The organism is Mechercharimyces sp. CAU 1602, assembly GCF_024753565.1.
In the GTDB taxonomy this organism is placed as follows: Bacteria; Bacillota; Bacilli; order Thermoactinomycetales; family JANTPT01; genus Mechercharimyces.
The window spans coordinates 619,951-638,832 of record NZ_JANTPT010000001.1 but is presented as its reverse complement, the minus strand read 5'-3'; the positions used below and the strand labels follow the sequence as shown (position 1 = coordinate 638,832).

General features: G+C 45.2%; 15 protein-coding genes. All 15 read right to left on the bottom strand.

The genetic code is table 11. The features are described from left to right. Positions 1-5: 5 nt before the first annotated feature. Positions 6-914 (bottom strand): UDP-N-acetylmuramate dehydrogenase, encoded by a 909-nt coding sequence (murB, locus tag NXZ84_RS03430; protein ID WP_258838880.1) that lies wholly within the window; start codon positions 912-914, stop codon positions 6-8. Positions 915-1,129: 215 nt separating this feature from the next. Next, on the bottom strand, positions 1,130-2,248 hold the full coding sequence (gene spoVE, locus NXZ84_RS03425; RefSeq protein ID WP_258838879.1) for a stage V sporulation protein E: 1,119 nt from the start codon (positions 2,246-2,248) through the stop codon (positions 1,130-1,132). Between the two features lie 32 nt (positions 2,249-2,280). Further along, entirely contained in the window at positions 2,281-3,651 is a 1,371-nt protein-coding gene (gene murD / locus NXZ84_RS03420; RefSeq protein ID WP_258838878.1) for a UDP-N-acetylmuramoyl-L-alanine--D-glutamate ligase, read from the bottom strand. Next, the gene (gene mraY / locus NXZ84_RS03415) at positions 3,648-4,685 is read right to left on the bottom strand and encodes a phospho-N-acetylmuramoyl-pentapeptide-transferase (RefSeq protein ID WP_258838877.1); all 1,038 of its coding nucleotides are present in this window, start codon (positions 4,683-4,685) and stop codon (positions 3,648-3,650) included. Before mraY ends, murD begins: the two co-directional genes overlap by 4 nt. A 1-nt stretch (position 4,686) precedes the next feature. Next, the gene (locus NXZ84_RS03410; protein WP_258838876.1) at positions 4,687-6,075 is read right to left on the bottom strand and encodes a UDP-N-acetylmuramoyl-tripeptide--D-alanyl-D-alanine ligase; all 1,389 of its coding nucleotides are present in this window, start codon (positions 6,073-6,075) and stop codon (positions 4,687-4,689) included. Continuing rightward, positions 6,075-7,565, bottom strand: a complete 1,491-nt coding sequence (locus NXZ84_RS03405) for a UDP-N-acetylmuramoyl-L-alanyl-D-glutamate--2,6-diaminopimelate ligase (RefSeq protein ID WP_258838875.1) — start codon at positions 7,563-7,565, stop codon at positions 6,075-6,077. The genes NXZ84_RS03410 and NXZ84_RS03405 overlap by 1 nt, the downstream gene beginning before the upstream one ends. Before the next feature lie 108 nt (positions 7,566-7,673). Further along, a complete protein-coding gene (locus NXZ84_RS03400) occupies positions 7,674-9,602 on the bottom strand; it encodes a stage V sporulation protein D (RefSeq protein WP_258838874.1) in 1,929 nt (642 codons plus the stop codon). A 106-nt stretch (positions 9,603-9,708) separates the two neighbouring features. Then, entirely contained in the window at positions 9,709-11,445 is a 1,737-nt protein-coding gene (locus NXZ84_RS03395; protein ID WP_258838873.1) for a peptidoglycan D,D-transpeptidase FtsI family protein, read from the bottom strand. A gap of 23 nt (positions 11,446-11,468) precedes the next feature. Beyond that, on the bottom strand, positions 11,469-11,849 hold the full coding sequence (gene ftsL, locus NXZ84_RS03390) for a cell division protein FtsL (protein ID WP_258838872.1): 381 nt from the start codon (positions 11,847-11,849) through the stop codon (positions 11,469-11,471). A gap of 37 nt (positions 11,850-11,886) precedes the next feature. After that, positions 11,887-12,819, bottom strand: coding sequence for a 16S rRNA (cytosine(1402)-N(4))-methyltransferase RsmH (rsmH, locus tag NXZ84_RS03385; RefSeq protein WP_258838871.1), 933 nt, complete (start codon positions 12,817-12,819; stop codon positions 11,887-11,889). 20 nt (positions 12,820-12,839) lie between these two features. Then, positions 12,840-13,277, bottom strand: a complete 438-nt coding sequence (gene mraZ, locus NXZ84_RS03380; RefSeq protein ID WP_258838870.1) for a division/cell wall cluster transcriptional repressor MraZ — start codon at positions 13,275-13,277, stop codon at positions 12,840-12,842. A gap of 146 nt (positions 13,278-13,423) precedes the next feature. Further along, positions 13,424-14,686 (bottom strand): adenosylhomocysteinase, encoded by a 1,263-nt coding sequence (locus NXZ84_RS03375; RefSeq protein ID WP_258838869.1) that lies wholly within the window; start codon positions 14,684-14,686, stop codon positions 13,424-13,426. Positions 14,687-14,730: 44 nt separating this feature from the next. Beyond that, positions 14,731-16,356 (bottom strand): bacillithiol biosynthesis cysteine-adding enzyme BshC, encoded by a 1,626-nt coding sequence (gene bshC, locus NXZ84_RS03370; protein WP_258838868.1) that lies wholly within the window; start codon positions 16,354-16,356, stop codon positions 14,731-14,733. Positions 16,357-16,429: 73 nt separating this feature from the next. Continuing rightward, positions 16,430-17,812, bottom strand: a complete 1,383-nt coding sequence (locus NXZ84_RS03365; protein WP_258838867.1) for an MFS transporter — start codon at positions 17,810-17,812, stop codon at positions 16,430-16,432. A gap of 50 nt (positions 17,813-17,862) precedes the next feature. Next, on the bottom strand, positions 17,863-18,804 hold the full coding sequence (locus tag NXZ84_RS03360) for a ketopantoate reductase family protein (protein WP_258838866.1): 942 nt from the start codon (positions 18,802-18,804) through the stop codon (positions 17,863-17,865). Between the last annotated feature and the right edge of the window lie 78 nt (positions 18,805-18,882).

The following is an 18,882-nucleotide window of genomic DNA, read 5'->3' as shown; positions in this document are numbered from 1 at the left end:
TCCATTTACTCCTCGCCCACCACCAATACTTCTGGATGAAGAGATACACCGAACTGTTCTTCAACCGTTTGGATGATATGATCAATAAGGGTGAGAACATTGTTGGCCGAAGCTTGGCCCCGGTTGATGATAAAGTTGGCATGCAGTGTTGACACCTCCGCATCCCCAATGCGATACCCTTTTAACCCGGAAGCTTCAATCAAACGACCGGCATGGTCTCCAGGGGGATTGCGGAACACACTGCCTGCACATGGATATTGCAAAGGTTGAGTCATGCGACGGCGATCTTTATACTGTGCCATCGCTGCGCCTATTTCATCTCGATCGCCTGGTTTCGTTTGGAAGGTAGCCTCCGTTACAATACCAGGCAGTTCTGTTTGTAAGATGGAGGTTCGATAAGAAAAGCCCATTTCTTCATTAGTCAAACGAGTCCATTCGCCTGTTTCCAATAAGATTTCGGCTGATTCCAATACTTCCCTTACTTCCGAGCCATGTGCTCCAGCATTCATATAGACTGCACCACCGACAGTACCAGGAATGCCGCCAGCAAACTCCAGTCCGGATAGACCCATCCGAGAGATTTTGTTGGAGAGACGTACAATCGAGTAGCCCCCACCAACCGTCACACGTGTATCCTTAATTTCCATATCATCGAAACCTTCATCTAAACGAAAAACAACGCCACGTAATCCGCCATCTCGAACCAGGAGGTTAGAGCCCCGCCCGACTACGTGCCATGACAATTGATGGCGATATATAATCATCATCGCTGCTTGTAATTCTGCTTTTGTCTTTGGATAAATCAGTAAATCAGCCGGTCCTCCCACCTTCCAAGTGGTATGTCGGGACATTGGTTCATTTGGTCTGATATCTTCAATATGTGCTTGTTTTAATTCTTGTATGATTTGATTCACTTGGTTGGCCCTCCCTAAATCGATGGCATAACGAGGTATACCGTATCTTATGCCTAAGGTTCACAAATGTGACGACAGCCCAAAAAAGCAGGCGGTTTCCAAGCTCTTTTATATTCTTGTCCATCGTACACCTCTTACCACCATCGCACACTTGTCCTTTTTATCGCTGGATAACAATACAATCTAAATTAACGCTCTTATTTTAACACCACTGTTTAATAACGAGGAGAACCCGTCGCTTCTGCAAAGCGAGATATATTTAAAAGAATGCCAACGGCAACCAATGTTAGCGTTAAAGAAGATCCCCCGTAACTTAGAAACGGAAGAGTAATTCCTGTGACGGGAAACGCTCCTGTCACTACCCCTATGTTGATAACAGCTTGTATGGTAATCATCGCTGTAATCCCCGCTGCAGTTAAGCTCATAAATATAGTAGGAGCCGTGATCGCGATTCGAATACCTCGCCATACCAGTATAGCAAATAATGCAATCACACTTCCTGCTCCTAGAAAACCTAGCTCTTCTGCTAAAATAGAAAATATGAAGTCAGTATGAGGCTCAGGCAGATAAAGATGCTTTTGACGACTCATTCCAAGACCTAATCCCATCAAACCACCAGGTCCAATAGCATAAAGGGATTGAATGAGATGATACCCCGCTCCCAAAGGATCTTGCCATGGATCTAAAAACGCTGTAATTCGTTTAATCCGATAGGGCGCTGCCAAAACAAGAGCTGTAAACCCACCTAGTCCAACCATCATTAAACCCACAAGATGCTTCATGCGCGCACCCGCAGCGAAAAGAACGGCTACCCCCGTACCGACCAATACAGTGCCCGTCCCAAGGTCGGGTTGCATCATAATAAAGGCAAATGCAGTCCCTACCAAAGCTAATGGGGGAAATAATCCTGTCCAAAAACGAGTCAGCTTATGCCCATGGCGGGAAAGATAATAAGAGAGAAACAGTATAAGCGCCAGCTTCATAAACTCGGACGGTTGAATACTAAAAGCACCGATTCCCAACCAACTGCGTGCCCCTCCCCGTAAAAGACCCACACCTGGAACTAATACAATTGCAAGCAACGAAAAGCAAACAAGAATCGCAGGCTTCGACCACTTTTCAAACTTATCGGGGGGAAGATGCGCCACGATAAACATAAAAAAAACTCCTAGTGCTGCAAATAATACTTGCCTCTTCGCGTAAAAGAACGGATCTCCAAATTTATGATAGGAGAATGCCGCACTAGCACTATATACCATCATCACACCTACAGCTAACAGTAGAAATATTACAACGACAACGACATGATCATAAGAATTTCGCGTTGGAGACACGTGCTTACACCTCCGCACAGGGCTTGGCTCTTTTAATTAAGCCTATGCACAGCTTGTTTAAAAATGCTTCCCCGCACCTCAAAAGAAGGGTACTTATCCCAACTGGCACATGCCGGCGACAATAAGACAACATCTTTTGCCTGCGCCCATGCACTAGCCACTCGTGTCGCTGCTAATACGTCTTCTACTTCCTTAAATGGTACACCTGCTTCTTCAGCACGTGCCGCTAATGTTGAAGCAGCTTCACCATAGACAACCACACCACGAACTTGTTTGGCCAACACCGGAAGTAATTCGTGAAAGTCAACCCCACGATCCAATCCACCCGCAATCCAGACCACCGGTGCTGAAAATGACTCTAACGCTAAGCGTGCCGCCTGTGCGTTGGTCGCTTTGGAATCATTATAATACCGTACTCCTTTATATTCACGCACAAACTCTAACCGATGCTCTACCCCTGAAAACGTTCGCAAGGTTTCCTGGATAGCAAGAAGTGGTGAGCCTGCTGCTAAAGCAATCGCTGTCGCTGCTAACGCATTCTCCAAATGATGTTGTCCAGGTATCAATACTTCTGCAACAGGTAAAACAGACTGAACCAGTCCAGTCTCCATCTTCGCCAAAATTTCTCCTCTCTCCACCCACACACCACAAGGAACAGACTGTGTGCGGCTAAACCACCAGATGCGGGAAGAAAGCGATCCAGATACTTTGCGGCAGATCTCGTCATCATAATTGAGTATAGCCAAATCTTCTTGTTGCTGCGCTTGAAAAAGGGAAAGCTTAGAAGACACATAGTCCTCCATAGCGCCATGATAATCAAGATGAGCCTCTGTCACATTAAGTAGAGCTCCAATACGTGGGCGAAAAGTAGAAGTTCCTTTCAACTGAAAGCTGGATAGTTCTGCCACCAACCATTCATCTGTTTCCATATCGGTAACCACATCCGTTAACGCCCGCCCGATGTTTCCTGCTACTTGGTACTTCTGCCCCGCTTTAGCCATGATCGCTCCTACCAGGGTGGTGGTAGTAGTTTTCCCATTGGAACCTGTAATCCCAATTATAGACGCTTTAGCCACTCGACTAGCCACTTCTACTTCTGTCACTACAGGAATACCCCGCCCCATTGCTGAAACAATGGGAGCAATTCGATATGGAATGCCTGGGTTTTTTACAACAAAATCCACCTCTTCATTAATGAGATCATCTGGATGACCCCCACATATCACTTGTATCCCCAACGCTTCTAATACATCGGCTTCTGGGGCTTGAGAACGCTCTTTGGCATCATTAACCGTAACATTAGCCCCGTGCGCATGAAGTAACCTAGCTACAGCAACTCCACTTCTACCTAATCCAAGCACTACCACTGTCTGCCCTAAAAAGGGGGAGGGCTGCTTACTCATTTTAAAAACACCTCAGGAGAAAAGAGGAATATTCCCACCAGCGCGAAGAACAAACCTACAATCCAAAATGTAGTTACAACTCGCCACTCCGACCATCCACCCAATTCGAAGTGATGATGAAGGGGACTCATGCGGAATATTCTCTTTCCGCGCAACTTAAATGACGCCACTTGTAACATAACCGAAAGTGCCTCGATAAAAAAGACTGCCCCGATTATTAGCAGCAACAGCTCTGTCTTCGTAATTATCGACAAAGCTGCCAGGCCGCCTCCCAACGCAAGTGAACCCGTATCACCCATAAACACTTTGGCAGGATGAGCATTAAAAACAAGAAAACCGAGCAGGGCCCCTACCACTGCCGCTGAGAAGAGTGCTACTGAGCTATTCCCCTGGATAAAACCAATCACAGCATAAGCGCCATAAGCAATTGCCGCGGTTCCAGCTAACAAACCATCCAAGCCATCCGTCAAGTTGGTAGCGTTGGAAAAACCAATCATAATGATCAATAAGAGCGGAAGGTAAAGCCAATTTAAATAAATAAGGATATCGGTCCCCGGAATCGTCACTTCAAAAATAGCACTTAACGTTGACTCCGGATCAATCACTCGCACCTCTAACAACACCCAAAACAAAATCGCACCGATAAAAAATTGCCCTAATAGCTTTTGACGTGCGGTCAATCCCAAATTACGCTTCATCACTACTTTAATGTAATCATCAAGAAATCCCAAGATCCCATAACCAATGGTGGCAAATAACAAAAAAAACAAATCAGCATTTTTAAGCAAAAAGCCCCCAAATATATTGCTAATCGGAATTGTTGTCAACACAACGGCTACCATTACCATAATTCCGCCCATTGTGGGTGTGCCTGCTTTTTTCGCATGCGCCTGCGGTCCCTCCACACGAATGCTCTGACCAAACTTTAAACGACGCAACGCGGGAATCATCATGGGTCCGATAAGAACACAAATTGCAAAAGATAGCAGGAGCGGAATAATGATCATAATCTCTGCATTTAGTGGTTTGTCCATATTAGTGACTCGTCTCCCCTTCACAAAGCTGATTTACTACTGTCTCTAAGCGAGCCGCGCGTGATGCTTTCGCTAAGATAACAACATTGTCATGACCTTCTCGATTCAAGCTTTTAACGGCCTCTGTCCGTTCATCAAAGTGATATATATGCTCTACGCCACCAGCATCTTTTGCTCCTTGTGCAATCCAACGCGCGCGCTCACCCACAGTGTACAATCTCGTTACACCTTTCTGTGCGGCATATTGCCCTACTTCACGATGATAATATGCCTCCTCATCTCCCAGCTCCAATATATCACCGAGAAGTAGCCACTTTTCCATTTTCACATCATAATCCATCAACAAGTCAATACAAGCCCGCATCGCCGATGGACTAGCATTGTACGTATCATTAATGATGAGCATACCATTTTGGGCACGTCTTGTCTCCAAGCGCATTCCTGAAATACGCACCTCTTTTAAACCCATAGCCATCTTCTCTTCCGTTATGTTTAACGCCCGCCCGACAGCAATACCCATCAACGCATTCATGGCATTATGTTCTCCCAACAGAGGCAAGTCAAATTGGTGACGAGACTGACGGGAGCGAAAAGAGATACCAGTACGATCCATTTCACACTGCTCTGGCCCATCATCTGTTGACATAAACTTGCCTATCTTTATCACTTCCCACTCCACCTCCCTCAGTGGAGTCGTCAACAGCGGTTCGTCACCATTGATAATAATCAACCCTTGCTTTTTTAAACCGGCGAGAATCTCCAGTTTTGCTGCTGCAATCGCTTCACGGCTACCCAGATACTCAATATGAGCTTCCCCTATATTAGTAATAACAGCAATATCCGGCTGAGCGATATAGGATAATTGTTCGATCTCCCCAGCGTGGTTCATACCCATCTCAACAACGGCCACTTCTGTGTCTTCTTCCATTTTTAGAAGGGTAAGTGGCAGACCAATATGATTATTGTAGTTCCCTTCTGTCTTATGCACGCGGTAAGAGGAAGATAACACTGCCGCTGTTAAATCTTTTGTGGTTGTCTTCCCATTGCTCCCCGTAATCGCAACCACCGTCGCTTCACATTCCTGACGATATGCACGAGCCAGCTGCTGTAAAGCTTCCAGCGTATCCTCCACCACGATAAGAGGAATTTCCGATTCTATCGGTAATGGAAGATCGTTTTGCCACAGAGCACAAGCTGCTCCTTTCGCAATCGCATCCTGTACATAATCGTGCCCATCAAACCTCGTCCCCACCAAAGGGATATAGAGCTGATTAGTCTTGAGCGCACGCGTGTCTGTAGATACTCCCGCAACCCAGCGCTGACGGTCACTTACTTTTCCATAAAGGCGCCCAGCAGTCTTTTTAACAATCCATTCACATGTTCGCTTCATCACATTCCCTCCTCTCCTTGCCAGATTTCGCGTACAACCTGACGATCATCAAAGTCGAAACGTACACCATTTACTTCTTGATACGTTTCGTGCCCTTTACCCGCGATGAGAATCACATCACCCGCTCGCGCTAAGCTCATCGCCGTACGAATCGCTTCGCGACGATCTACAATAGTATGATAATGATCCTTACAAGAGTCGTGCACACCTTTGACCATATCCTCCAAAATCGATAGCGGTGACTCTGACCGCGGATTATCTGAAGTAAAAATAGCAACATCACTATGATGAACAGCTATTTGGGCCATCAGCGGTCGTTTGCTGCGATCGCGGTCACCTCCACAGCCAATAATGCACAACACACGTCCTGCAGCAAAACCCTGGATCGTACTTAGTACATTGGAGAGGCTATCCGGAGTATGCGCATAGTCGACAAGCACAGTATATGGAATGTGAGAAGGTGCTTCAATACGTTCAAACCGGCCATCCACTCCCACAACCGTTTGCAAACTCTTCACAATAGAAGAAAGCGGGACACCTTCACGCAATGTGACCGCAATAGCTGCCAAAGCATTATAAACACTAAATTTCCCCACCATCTGTAAATGAACGTCAGTCGTGCCCTCATAGGTAAGTAAACGAAAGGAGGTGCCTTCCGATGTAACTCTTACGTCAGTGGCACGCACATCGGCTTCATGGTCAATGGCATATGTAAGTACCTGAGCAGGGGTAATATGCTCATAGTAATGAGAGCTCTCATCATCTCTGTTTAGAATCGCCAACGGAACATTGCCTTTCATCTCTTGGTAATCATTTCCGAGCTGAGCAAATAACAAGCCTTTAGCAGCACGATATGATTCCATCGACTCATGAAAATCAAGATGATCTTGCGTAAGGTTAGTAAATACCGCTGTATGATAACGACAGCCGTGCGTTCTACCCAAACTAAGTGCATGGGAGGAGACTTCCATTACTGCATACGTGCATCCTACTTCCCGCATACGTGCTAATCCCTGTTGCAATTTCTCTACATCCGGGGTTGTGTTAGCAGTTGGAAAAATCTCTTCCCCGATGTGAATCCCATTGGTTCCAAACAACCCTGTCTGCTGTCCTGCATCAGCTAAAATACGCTGTACCAAATGTGCAGTCGTCGTCTTCCCATTCGTTCCTGTAATCCCTATTACTTTAATATCCCTACTAGGATAATCATAAAAATGCGCTGCGAGCACTGCCATCGCTCGTCGTGAATTAGGCACACGAATACTTGCTACACCGTAAGAGTGCTCCTCTTCACTCACAACCGCGCTCGCCCCATTTCGCACCGCTTGCTCTATATACTGATGCCCATCCGTATCAAAACCTCGCAGAGCAATAAACAAATCGCCTGATTCCACTTTGCGCGAATCTGTTTGGATCCCTGTAATGTCGACGGAGGATAAGCCTCTTTCTTCATAGATCAACAGTGGCTTTACCAATTCATCTAATCTCATGTTGCCTCCCCCTCATCAAGAAAACCTGATCGCTACAGGCTTAAAATTAAATAGACGCGAAAAAAGCCAGGATATATCCTGGCACGCTACAACCATCACCTATATATTTTAATCTCCTTCATCCAATTTGTCACCTAGATATAGGTGAATTGGTGTTCCTTTTTTCACTCTTTCCCCTGGTTTTGGCATTTGATCAACGACACGCGATCCGTTCCCACTTGTGTTTAAGGTGTAATGATGTAAACTTTGTCGAATACGATCCATATCTTCACCAATTAAATCTGGCACTGTAATAATATCTGGAGAGGTAAGCACTTTTTCAGGTGGAATCTGATCCTTTCGGCGCTCTACCCCCATATACATTAAACTATCCTCCAAAATGTTTTGTACGATTGGCGCCGCCACCACCCCTCCAAATTGAATGCCCTTGGGATTATCCACTGCAACATAAACGACGATTTCAGGATCATCTGCTGGAGCGAAACCGATAAAAGAAACAATGTGATTGTTGCGCAGGTAGCGACCGTCGGGCCCTACTTTTTGAGCGGTTCCCGTTTTCCCACCCACTCGGTATCCATCGATAAACGCCTTCCGTCCCGTTCCCTTTGCAACCACACTTTCTAAAGCAGAGCGAACTTGTTGTGAGGTTTCCTCTGAAATGACACGCCCCCGTTCTTCCGGTTCAAAGGTCTCAATCGTTTCGCCCGTTTCTGGATCCAACCACGCTTTTGCTAAATGGGGCCTGACCAATACTCCCCCATTTATGGCAGCAGATACTGCAGTAACCTGTTGAATGGGAGTTACGGAAACACCTTGTCCAAAGGACGTTGTCGCCAATTCAACTGGCCCTGCCCGTTCTTCTGAAAACAGAATCCCCGTCGCTTCGCCGTTTAAATCTATGCCTGTTTTCGCACCGAAGCCGAATTTACGGATATATGAGAATAAAGTTTTTTCTCCTAATTTTTGTCCCATAGAAACAAAACCAGGGTTACAGGAGTTTTCCACCACTTCAAGGTATGTTTGAGATCCATGACCCCCTTTTTTCCAACAACGGAGGCGTGCACCACTAACTTCAATATGGCCCGGATCATAAAAAGAATTTTTTAAATTAATCTTATTTTCTTCCAACGCGGAGGCTAAGGTAATAATTTTAAAGGTGGAACCAGGCTCATAAGTTCTCCAAATCGGGTAATTATGATTATAAATATCCGGATCCGTATTTGCAATATTGTTTGGTTGAAATGAAGGACGCATTCCCATTCCCAATATTTCACCTGTTTTTGGTCTCATTGCAATTGCTAACACATTATCGGGATTATGTTGTGCCATCGCTTGATCCATCTCACGCTCTAGGACTGTCTGAATATACTCATCCACAGTAAGCATAAGATCCATTCCATCGCGTGGTGGAGTATACCGCTCCTCACCTCCAGGTAACTTCTTTCCACTCGCGTCTGCTCCAAACGAAACGTATCCGCGACTGCCTCGCAGCCCTTCATCATATGTTAACTCAATCCCTGCTAACCCTTGATTATCTACACCTGCAAACCCAAGTACATGAGCGGCAAATTGGTCAAATGGGTAATGGCGCTTATTATCATCTGAGACGGCAATCCCCTGTAGGCGCAAAGCTTGTATTTTCTCTGCAGTCTCTTCTGAAACTTTCTTCCCCCCTGGGACGTATACCATCAGCGAGCGTTTGGTGAGTGTCTGGTAAATTTCTTCCTGCGAAGTAGGTAATATTTTTGCCAATGTCTGTGCAGTCCCTGCTGGATCATCAATTTGTGCTGGAATTGCTAGGATGGAAGGAGTACTTATGTTATAAGCTAATTCATCCCCATTACGATCCAAGATCTTACCCCGCTTCCCTTGAAAGGGAATGTCTCGATTCCACAAATCCTTGGCTTGCTCAGACAATTCTTCTCCTTTAATTAACTGAACAAAACCCAAACGACCGATTAACCCCGTAAAAACAAGTAGAATTGTTAACAGCGCAGCGAAAAGACGTCTACGTACCAGTCGGTTGGAGACATGCATCTGTTCTCCCCCTTCACAAGGTTGTCCTCATAAAGGAACCTATTCGCTGGCAGTTCCAGATAGAACAAAACTCCCCTCAAGCTGCTTGAGCGCTTGGCGGGGAGTTTTATGGATTCACCTGTGCACTTAATTCTAATTGCTTCAATGTATGTTCCAAAATCTTTTTCGCCACTGGTGCCGCCGTCACACCTGAGGATGGCTCATCTAATGCAACATAGACGACTGCCTCTGGATCATCTGCAGGAGCAAAGCCAACAAAAGAAACAAAATATTTCCCCTCTGCATACCCTCCAGCAGCATCCGGCTTTTGAGCCGTACCTGTCTTACCTGCAATCTCAATCTCATCTGACTGGGCTTCTTTCCCTGTTCCTTCCTGCACCACACCTTTTAACAGCTGACGCACTTGTTTGGCTGTCTCTTCCGAAATAATTTTTTCTCCACTACTTTCTGTCTGACGTACAATTTTTTTCGTTTTCGCACTCATAATCTTATCGACCACATAAGGTTGATAAAGCTTGCCGCCGTTAGCAATCGCAGATACTGCTGTCACTTGTTGAATGGGTGTCACAGCAATTCCTTGGCCAAAAGATGCTGTAGCCAGTTCAGAATCGTAAAGGGACTCCCGATTATAGTAATACCCTGTCGCTTCTGCCGGTAGATCGATCTTCGTTGGCTCCCCTGATCTCTTCGTAATATCACCAAAACCAAACCGATCGATATACTCTACCAGCCTTTCTTGCCCTAATTCTTGTCCCAATTGGACAAAAGCAACATTGCTTGATAGATTGACACCCTCACGATACGTAATTTCGCCCCAACCCACACGATTCCAATCATGGACAGTAATCCCGCCTACCTGCCTCGAACCTGATAGGAACGTATCGTCCGCACGAAAGATTCCCTCTTCGATTGCTGTAGCTAGGGTGACGATTTTAAAGGTAGATCCCGGCTCATACTGATGGCTGACAGCGATGTTATGGGCATTATTCCGTCCATTAATCTCTTTGCCATATGTTTTACTGTATTGGTTAGGGTCGAACCGCGGTGTATTGGCCAATGCATAGATACCGCCTGTATCAGGGTTCATTACAATCGCAGTGGCGGCTTTGGCTCCCGACTCCGCCATCGCTTCTTCCAATATATTTTCCACCCCTTGTTGAATCCTAATATCCAGAGTGAGTTGAATATCATCCCCATCTTTTGGTGGTTTAAATTCATCTGGTTCAGCAATCATCATTCCGCTATTATCGGATAAATAGGTTAACTCCCCTTTTTTCCCCCTTAAAACTTGATCATATGACTGCTCTAATCCACCCATCGCTTTGCCCTCGACGTCTACAAACCCTAACGTGTGAGCGGCTAAGGATTGTCCTGCATATTCCCTGCCTGGCATCTGAATGCCATTGATTCCAACCAGTCTCTTTGCCTTAACTTGCTCGTATACTTTTTTCGATACCCTATAGTTCCCACCAAATTTTAATTCCACGAATTCCTTATCCTGATTCAATTTAGCGAGCACCTTTTCTTTCTCTACCCCCATAAGCCGAGAAAGCTCTGTTGCCACTTTATCTTTATCCTCTTTCTTGATTTGTGTTAAGTTTGCAGTTAAAAGGTACTCATCCACTTCCCATGCCAAATCTCCACCCCTGCGATCTATAATCGAACCACGGATGGGATGAATCGCCTTCTTTGTTTTCCAGTGCATTTGAGCACTTTTAAGATAGGGATCCGCTTTCACTGTTTGTAAAAAGAAGACTCGTCCAATCACCAAAAATAGCGAGCACATCACAATCAATCCGATCAGAAGAGCTCGCATCTGTCTTTGTCTTTGCGATATCTTCATTCTTTCCTCCTCATACCTCTCCTCTACTGCCCATCAGACGATGGTGCACTCGGCAGTCTCTTCATGTCGTCCGTTTCAATCATGCCTTGTGTCCGAGCAAATTGCTGAATGCGCTCAATCCGAGTAAGCTCTTTCTTGTCGGTGACCAAATCTTGATTCAGCTGTTGCGCCTCTTCAACTTGTTGTTGTTTTTTATGAATCTTAACATTCCATTCGTTTACTGTAGCATGACGAGATAATACCGTCAGGGCTAATGCGACACAAACCAGCACACTAAATAGGTATAGCACTTTTTCTCCCCTTGGTAACCCTCTGACCTGTGCCAACCTTTGTTTTTTTGTCGGCTGTTGAGATGGATGATCAAGAGGATCAAGTACCGTATTCCCTTGAAATTGTCGATCCATCATAATGCCCTCCTGCTCCTTTAACTTATAACCCTAGTTACTCTTTCTCTGCAATTCTTAACTTCGCTGACCGAGCACGTGCATTACTTTCCAACTCTGTTCCGGAAGCAAGAATAGGTTTTTTATTGATAATCTTTAATGTAGGCACTTGATTGCATGAACAGATCGGAAAATCTGGTGGACAAATGCATCCTTGTGCATACTCTTGAAAAGTGCGCTTACACAAGCGATCTTCCAATGAGTGGAACGTAATAACAGAGACTCTCCCTTTGGGAGCTAAAATTTGAATCGCTTGCTCCAATGCACTTTCAAAAACACCTAACTCATCGTTTACTGCGATCCGAATCGCTTGGAAGGTTCGACGCGCGGGATGAGGACCTGTTCTTCTTGCCGCTGCAGGAATCCCCTCTTTAATCACCTCAACCAATTGGCTCGTTGTTTCTATCGGGCTAACCAAACGAGCTTCAATGATGCGATTAGCAATGCGCCGAGCAAATTTTTCTTCCCCATAACGATAAATAATACGGCTCAATTCTTCTTCGGACCACTGATTGACTACCTCATACGCACTTAATGATTGTCCTTGATCCATTCTCATGTCTAAGCGTGCTTCTTGATGGTAACTAAAGCCCCGCTCGCCCTCGTCCAACTGTGGTGACGACACCCCCAGATCAAACAAAACCCCATCTACTTGACTTATATCCAACGATTCTACTAACGAGCGCAGATGCACAAAGTTGCTTTTCAGCAAATGCACGTGACAAGCGGCGGATGCCAACCTCTCTTCAGCTACTGCGAGCGCGCGATCATCTTGATCAATCCCAATCAACGTTCCTGCTGCTCCTAAATGTTCTACAATTCGCTGACTATGTCCACTCCCCCCTAGAGTACAATCTACAATCACTCCATTAGGACGAATGTTTAATCCAGCTACTGCTTCTTCTCTAAGTACGGTTTCATGCTTAAACATCTGCTTATCGTTCCTTTACCCTATAAATCAATATTAAAATCCACTAGTTTTTCAGCGATGTCACCAAAGGACTCTTCTGATTCCGCATAATAAGCATCCCACTTCTCGTCACTCCATATTTCAAGACGACTAGAGACACCAATCACCACACACTCTTTACTCAAATGTGCATACTGGCACAATGTACCCGGTAAATTTATACGACCCTGTTTATCCAACTCCACTTCAGTAGCTCCAGAAAAGAAGAATCGTGTAAATGCACGCGCATCAGAACGGGTGAACGGTAACGCCTTCAACTTTTTCTCTAGTTGTTTCCATTCATCCTGTGGATATACGAATAGGCACTGGTCCAAGCCGCGGGTAACAACAAAGGTTTGCCCCAAATCCGCACGAAATTTGGCAGGCATAATCAAGCGTCCTTTGCTATCGATCGTATGCCGGTACTCTCCCATGAACATGTCCCATGCCTCCCCTCATCCCCCCTTTTCCTCCACTTTCCCCCACTTTCCACCACACTGTAAATTATACCACAGGCATGTTGAAAAATCCTGCACCAGAGGGCGCAGGATTTTTCAGTATCTTCATATTTATTTTATCTACTCGATTATACTTGCCAACTTGCCAGGTATTTTTCCTGTTCTTCCGTCAGCTCATCGATCTCAATACCAAGTGATTCCAGTCTAAATCGAGCTACTTGCTCATCTAAGTGATACGGTACGTCAATGACGCGGGCACCGATTTTTTCATATTTTTCATGTACATATAGAAGACCCAGAGCTTGCAGGGCAAACGTCATGTCCATAATTTCAACAGGATGCCCATCCCCTGCTACGAGGTTAACCAAACGACCCTCACCAAGCAAGTATAATTTCTTTCCATCTGCCGTCTTATACTCAGCAATGTTTTCGCGCACGATCCGTTTCGATACCGAAAATTCTTCTAGCCACATTTTGTCTATCTCTACATCAAAGTGACCGGCATTAGCCAAGATCGCACCATCTTTCATCACTTCGAGCATCTCTCCGCTGACCACACCATCATTACCGGTAACGGTAACAACAAAGTCTGCCAGAGGTGCTGCTTTTTTCATCGGCATAACGACGTGACCGTCCATATGAGCTTCCGTAGCCTTAATCGCATCTACTTCCGTTACAATTACACGAGCACCCAATCCTTGTGCACGCATAGCTACACCACGACCACACCAACCATACCCGACGACTACAACAGTTTTACCCGCAACAACCAGGTTAGTCGTGCCATTGATTCCATCCCAAACGGACTGTCCCGTTCCATAGCGGTTATCAAAGAGGAATTTAGAGTAAGCATCGTTTACTGCAACGACCGGGAACTGCAATTCCCCTTCTTTTTCGAGAGCGCGCAGACGCAAAATACCGGTCGTCGTCTCTTCGCAGCCGCCCTTCACTTGTTCCATCAAATCAGGTCGTTCACCATGGAGGATACTAATCAAATCCCCACCATCATCAATGATTAGGTCTGGACGAGTTTCTAATGTACGAATCAAGTGTTCTTTATATTCTTCTGGTGATGGATTATGCTTTGCAAAAACCGTAATGCCATTTTCTACTAAAGCTGCACAAATCTCATCTTGCGTCGAGAGCGGGTTGCTACCTGTAATTACAACCTCTGCTCCAAAGTCATGTAACAATTCCGCTAGGCACGCTGTCTTTGCCTCTAAATGCAATGAGATCGCTACGCGTTGTCCTGCTAAGGGTTTCTCCGGAGCCAATTGCTCACGCAAACGGTTAATCACTTTCATGTGTTGGCGTGCCCAATCCATTTTAAGGCGACCTTTGGGTGCTAGCTTGATATCTCTAATATCACTTTGGTTTGCTTGGGTGCTCATAATGATCTCCTTTCCTTACCCCAGAGTGGGTAGAGGACCTTCTATTATATTTTTACCACCTGATGATGTGTCTCCAAAAGAGGGGAATGGATTAACGTATCAATCCAAGCTAACCCATACAAATTCCAGTACATCGCTATATTATATACCCGTTCTTGCAGTTGATTTCCTGGATACAATGCCTCTTTCAGCTCATCGAAATGGGATAAAGATAAAGCGTGTCGTTCTCGCAATGCTTGCCACACTTTATGCTCCAAGTAGTAAAGTTCACGTTTCATTCGTTGCCGATTGGTCTCACCCAACTGATCTAGATCTGGACGAATAGGCGCAACCTTGGCAATGAGCTCGCGATGAATGCGACTCATTTCGTCACGAGCATCTGTGAATACTTTTTCTACATCGGGATTAAATTGCGACCGTAACCATTCGTCTCTTTTCTCTTCCCATTTTCCCATAATATCATACATCGTCAACTCATACTGCGATAATAGACGCTGACTTGTACGATCTACCAACGTCCAACTACTTCGTGGTTGTAAAATAGGCATCTCTAAACCTACTTGAGTAAACGCTGAGCGTAAGAGACTCCAATAGGCGATTTCACCCGGACCTGTTACAACGGCCAAAGTAGGAAAAACCCATTCCTGCATCAATGGTCGTGTTACTACGTTGGTACTTAAACGATGGGGTTCTTCTGCCGCCAGGTTTAGTAACTCAGCTACTGACCAATTAGCAGGATTTTCTTTAGTTCGAAATCCATTTCCTGTCCAAAAGAGGGGACGCCGCTCTTGATGCTCGTAAAGGAAAAGATTACTATGCTGCGGCTGCTCATGCAATTGAACTGGGTATCCATGCTCTTTCATCTTATGTGTACTTGCAGTAACCGCCTCTGCAATCTCTTCACTTTTTTTAATCAAGGTTTGAAAAAACGGTGCTTCTTGCTGACGCAACAAAGGAAAAGACGCATCCACTTGCACCAAACCATAAGATTGAAACAGCTCATGCATCACACGCGCAAAAAAACGCGCGATGCTGATACCACCTTGAGCCAATCTCTTGAAGGTAGCGACCATATTTTGTTTCTCTTCCGTATCAGGAAGTAAAACAAGCAGTTGATCAATCCAAGCTTGCAGCTGATCCTCCTCTGGAATGACATCACTGGCAGAACGACGCACGTACCGATCTAATGAAAGTACATGTTGCAAACGTGCGCCATCCGTTCCGCGCAGGTAAACATGGTTGATTTCTTCTAGGTCGTGATCTTCACCTGCAATCCAAAAAACAGGAATCACAGGGACTCCTAATCTTTCTTCTTCACGCTTTGCCAGTTTAATGATGGATATGGCTTTATAAAGAGTGTATAACGGACCTGTCAACAACCCCGCCTGTTGTCCTCCGATAACAACCACACTGCTTGGATCCAACAGACGTTCAATATTCTTATCTACTGCCGTATGCTCTAAATCCCCACGGTGATAGGCTTTAAGCACTTCTACCAATTTCGTTCGCTCCAGGCCCCGTTCTCGTTGCTGTACCCTATGCAAACGCTGTTCATAACTTCGTTTATCATAGGGATCATATGTAAACCACTCTGAAACAGAGGCGAACGAACTCATATATTTCTCTACCAATGGTTGTGATGAATTTAATTGTATCTCTTCAATCTCCATCGTCTAATCCTCCATCTGAGGCATATCGATCTGTTTTATTCACCATATCGATCTCCAGTATAGCACATGCGTTCTACTGTTGGGAATCATCCCATTTCTCTTCTATACCATCTTCTGAACTATATAACAGCATGGATAAAAATAAACCTAATAAGCAAATCACCGCTTGAAATGTCCACCCATTTTGATAGCGAAAAAAGAACGTTCCTGCAAATGCCCCTCTTCCGATCACATTGGCCAGCAACAGAAGACCGAGTGCTCCTCCCATCGCTCGAAACATATCGAGGGATAGTCGTACATTTTTTCCATCCTTCGCTTTCACATTCATAAAGATTCCCCTATGAATAGGTGCTCCCATCGTCATTCCCATACTTATGCCAAGCAAAATTAGAGAAATCAGCCCCAGCGGCCATTCCTGAACCACTGAAAGTGTAAAATATGAAATCGATCCTAACAAAAAGCCCAGTAGTAAGACTAATGTATATCCAAATCGTGTTGATAAATGCTGCACAAACGGAATTATTACCCAGACACTCGCAGCTACAATTGACAAAGAGAGCCAACCAGCTCCAACCTCATCCCATATCAACATCGCCCAGCCAGGCAGATAAACTACCGCTATCCAACTCATCCCCGTCAAAATAACCACTACATGGGTAATAATCATGTTTGGATCTTTCGCAAAATGCCCGCGAAACAGTGGACGAGGAGAAATCCGTTCCATCATATACAGAGGCAGAAACAGCCCTAAACCGATAATCCAGTATGGAAGTACCATCGGATCTAGAAAAGAATGAGGGAAATCTCGCAAATCGGCTCGTGTCACCGCCGTCATCAACGCCAGTAGCAATAGAAAAAACAGCGATAAACTATCATACGGAAGGGATTTTTTCTCCTCTGGAACATTATCATTAATATAACGAGGAAAAATAAGCATCATGAAAACAGCAGCGGCAAAGTAGAAAAGAAAAACAGTTCTCCACCCCAACCACATGAGTATCATCGATGAGACCCAGGGGCTAACGATCATGATGACAATAAAGCTACCCGTCAGTACATTACGAATCCAGGATGCACTTTGCACCATCACACGATTAAAACTTTCAGAAAAGAGTGGGACAAACCCTCCCGCACCGACCGCCTGCAACAATCTTCCACAGAGGAGCAACAACCAACTATTACTGCTAGCTGCTAACAATGAGCCCACTGAAAACCAGCAGAGGGATAGAATAAACCATTTCTTCCTCCCTATAAGTGAAGATCCCATCTCCATCAGAGGTAGCGAAACAGTGAAGACAGCTAAATGGAGTGCAATCAACCACGCTCCCCACTCAACCGGAAGCAGAAACACCCGCTGTAAATATGACAACAACGGTGCCATCATGGACAAGTCCAATGCACTGATAAAAAAAGCGATGATATACGTCTCCATAGCCAACGACCGTTGTTCCTTCATGTATGAATGCCTCCTACCTCTAACGTTCACTTAAGCGGTCTACAAAACAGTTAGACTAGATCTCCTTTATCGTATAGCGCCTCTACCAAGTGCACCAAAAGAGAGTGAATGGGGGTAGCAATCCCATGCTGGCGACCTATTTTTACGATCGCGCCATTAATAGACTGAATCTCAGTCCTACGCCCTGCTTTGCGATCTTGTAACATGGAGGATGTGTTTGCCGCGGTAAGTTGGTACACCGTTGCCACTTTTTCTTTAAGAGCACCTAACTCACCTACATCAACTCCTTCAGCACGTGCGACTGTATGTGCTTCTTGCAATATCCCTTCCATCATCTCATTCATAGGGAGACGAGTCAAAAAACCATTAGGGACATCCAATAAGGTGGTCAGTGGGTTGATGACACTATTAATCATCACTTTCTCCCACATACGTAGATGGATATTTTCTTCATATGAGAGTGGAGCACTTCTCTCCCACCGCTTAACTTCATGCAGAAACCATGAGGGGAGCCGGCGCTCTTTTGCTAATGCTCCAATCCACGTATGACCGGTTCCTGTATGCCAGATAAAATTATCATGCCGGCGCAAAGCCCCTTCCGTTGTAACCGCCGCACACAGGTGAGGATGAGGAGTTTCAACAAAATAATTGTCCTGACCTAAACCATTTTGCCACAGAAGGACAACCGTTTCCTCATGAGCACAAGCTAATATATTAGCGGCCACTTCTGGCAGATGAAACTGTTTGACGGTGACAAAGATACAATCAAAGCGAGAAGCTACTTCATCTGTCTTAAATGAATCTTCCGCGAACGCTTTTATCGGTATCGTTTCTTCTTTACCGTCTAAGTGCTTTAATGTAAGTCCGGCTGTCATCAATGCCTGTGCTTGCATTTTCGTTCGTGTAACAATCGTTACGTCGGAATTCCACCTTGCCACCCGCGCTCCCCATAGCAAACCGAGTGAACCGCCTCCCCAGATTGCTGTGCGCAATTTGTCCACCCCCAGTACTCATTTTATTTCACTTATTATATCATGCAATACAGCGGTACAGTGATATAGTGTCCTCCA

What these genes read in the sequence shown, in the direction of transcription:
- murD (WP_258838878.1), bottom strand. Translation starts at nt 3,651, where the DNA reads ATGAGTAAGCAGCCCTCCCCCTTTTTAGGGCAGACAGTGGTAGTGCTT.
- mraY (WP_258838877.1), bottom strand. Translation starts at nt 4,685, where the DNA reads ATGGACAAACCACTAAATGCAGAGATTATGATCATTATTCCGCTCCTG.
- NXZ84_RS03410 (WP_258838876.1), bottom strand. Translation starts at nt 6,075, where the DNA reads ATGAAGCGAACATGTGAATGGATTGTTAAAAAGACTGCTGGGCGCCTT.
- NXZ84_RS03405 (WP_258838875.1), bottom strand. Translation starts at nt 7,565, where the DNA reads ATGAGATTAGATGAATTGGTAAAGCCACTGTTGATCTATGAAGAAAGA.
- NXZ84_RS03400 (WP_258838874.1), bottom strand. Translation starts at nt 9,602, where the DNA reads ATGCATGTCTCCAACCGACTGGTACGTAGACGTCTTTTCGCTGCGCTG.
- NXZ84_RS03395 (WP_258838873.1), bottom strand. Translation starts at nt 11,445, where the DNA reads ATGAAGATATCGCAAAGACAAAGACAGATGCGAGCTCTTCTGATCGGA.
- ftsL (WP_258838872.1), bottom strand. Translation starts at nt 11,849, where the DNA reads ATGGATCGACAATTTCAAGGGAATACGGTACTTGATCCTCTTGATCAT.
- rsmH (WP_258838871.1), bottom strand. Translation starts at nt 12,819, where the DNA reads ATGTTTAAGCATGAAACCGTACTTAGAGAAGAAGCAGTAGCTGGATTA.
- mraZ (WP_258838870.1), bottom strand. Translation starts at nt 13,277, where the DNA reads ATGTTCATGGGAGAGTACCGGCATACGATCGATAGCAAAGGACGCTTG.
- NXZ84_RS03375 (WP_258838869.1), bottom strand. Translation starts at nt 14,686, where the DNA reads ATGAGCACCCAAGCAAACCAAAGTGATATTAGAGATATCAAGCTAGCA.
- bshC (WP_258838868.1), bottom strand. Translation starts at nt 16,356, where the DNA reads ATGGAGATTGAAGAGATACAATTAAATTCATCACAACCATTGGTAGAG.
- NXZ84_RS03365 (WP_258838867.1), bottom strand. Translation starts at nt 17,812, where the DNA reads ATGAAGGAACAACGGTCGTTGGCTATGGAGACGTATATCATCGCTTTT.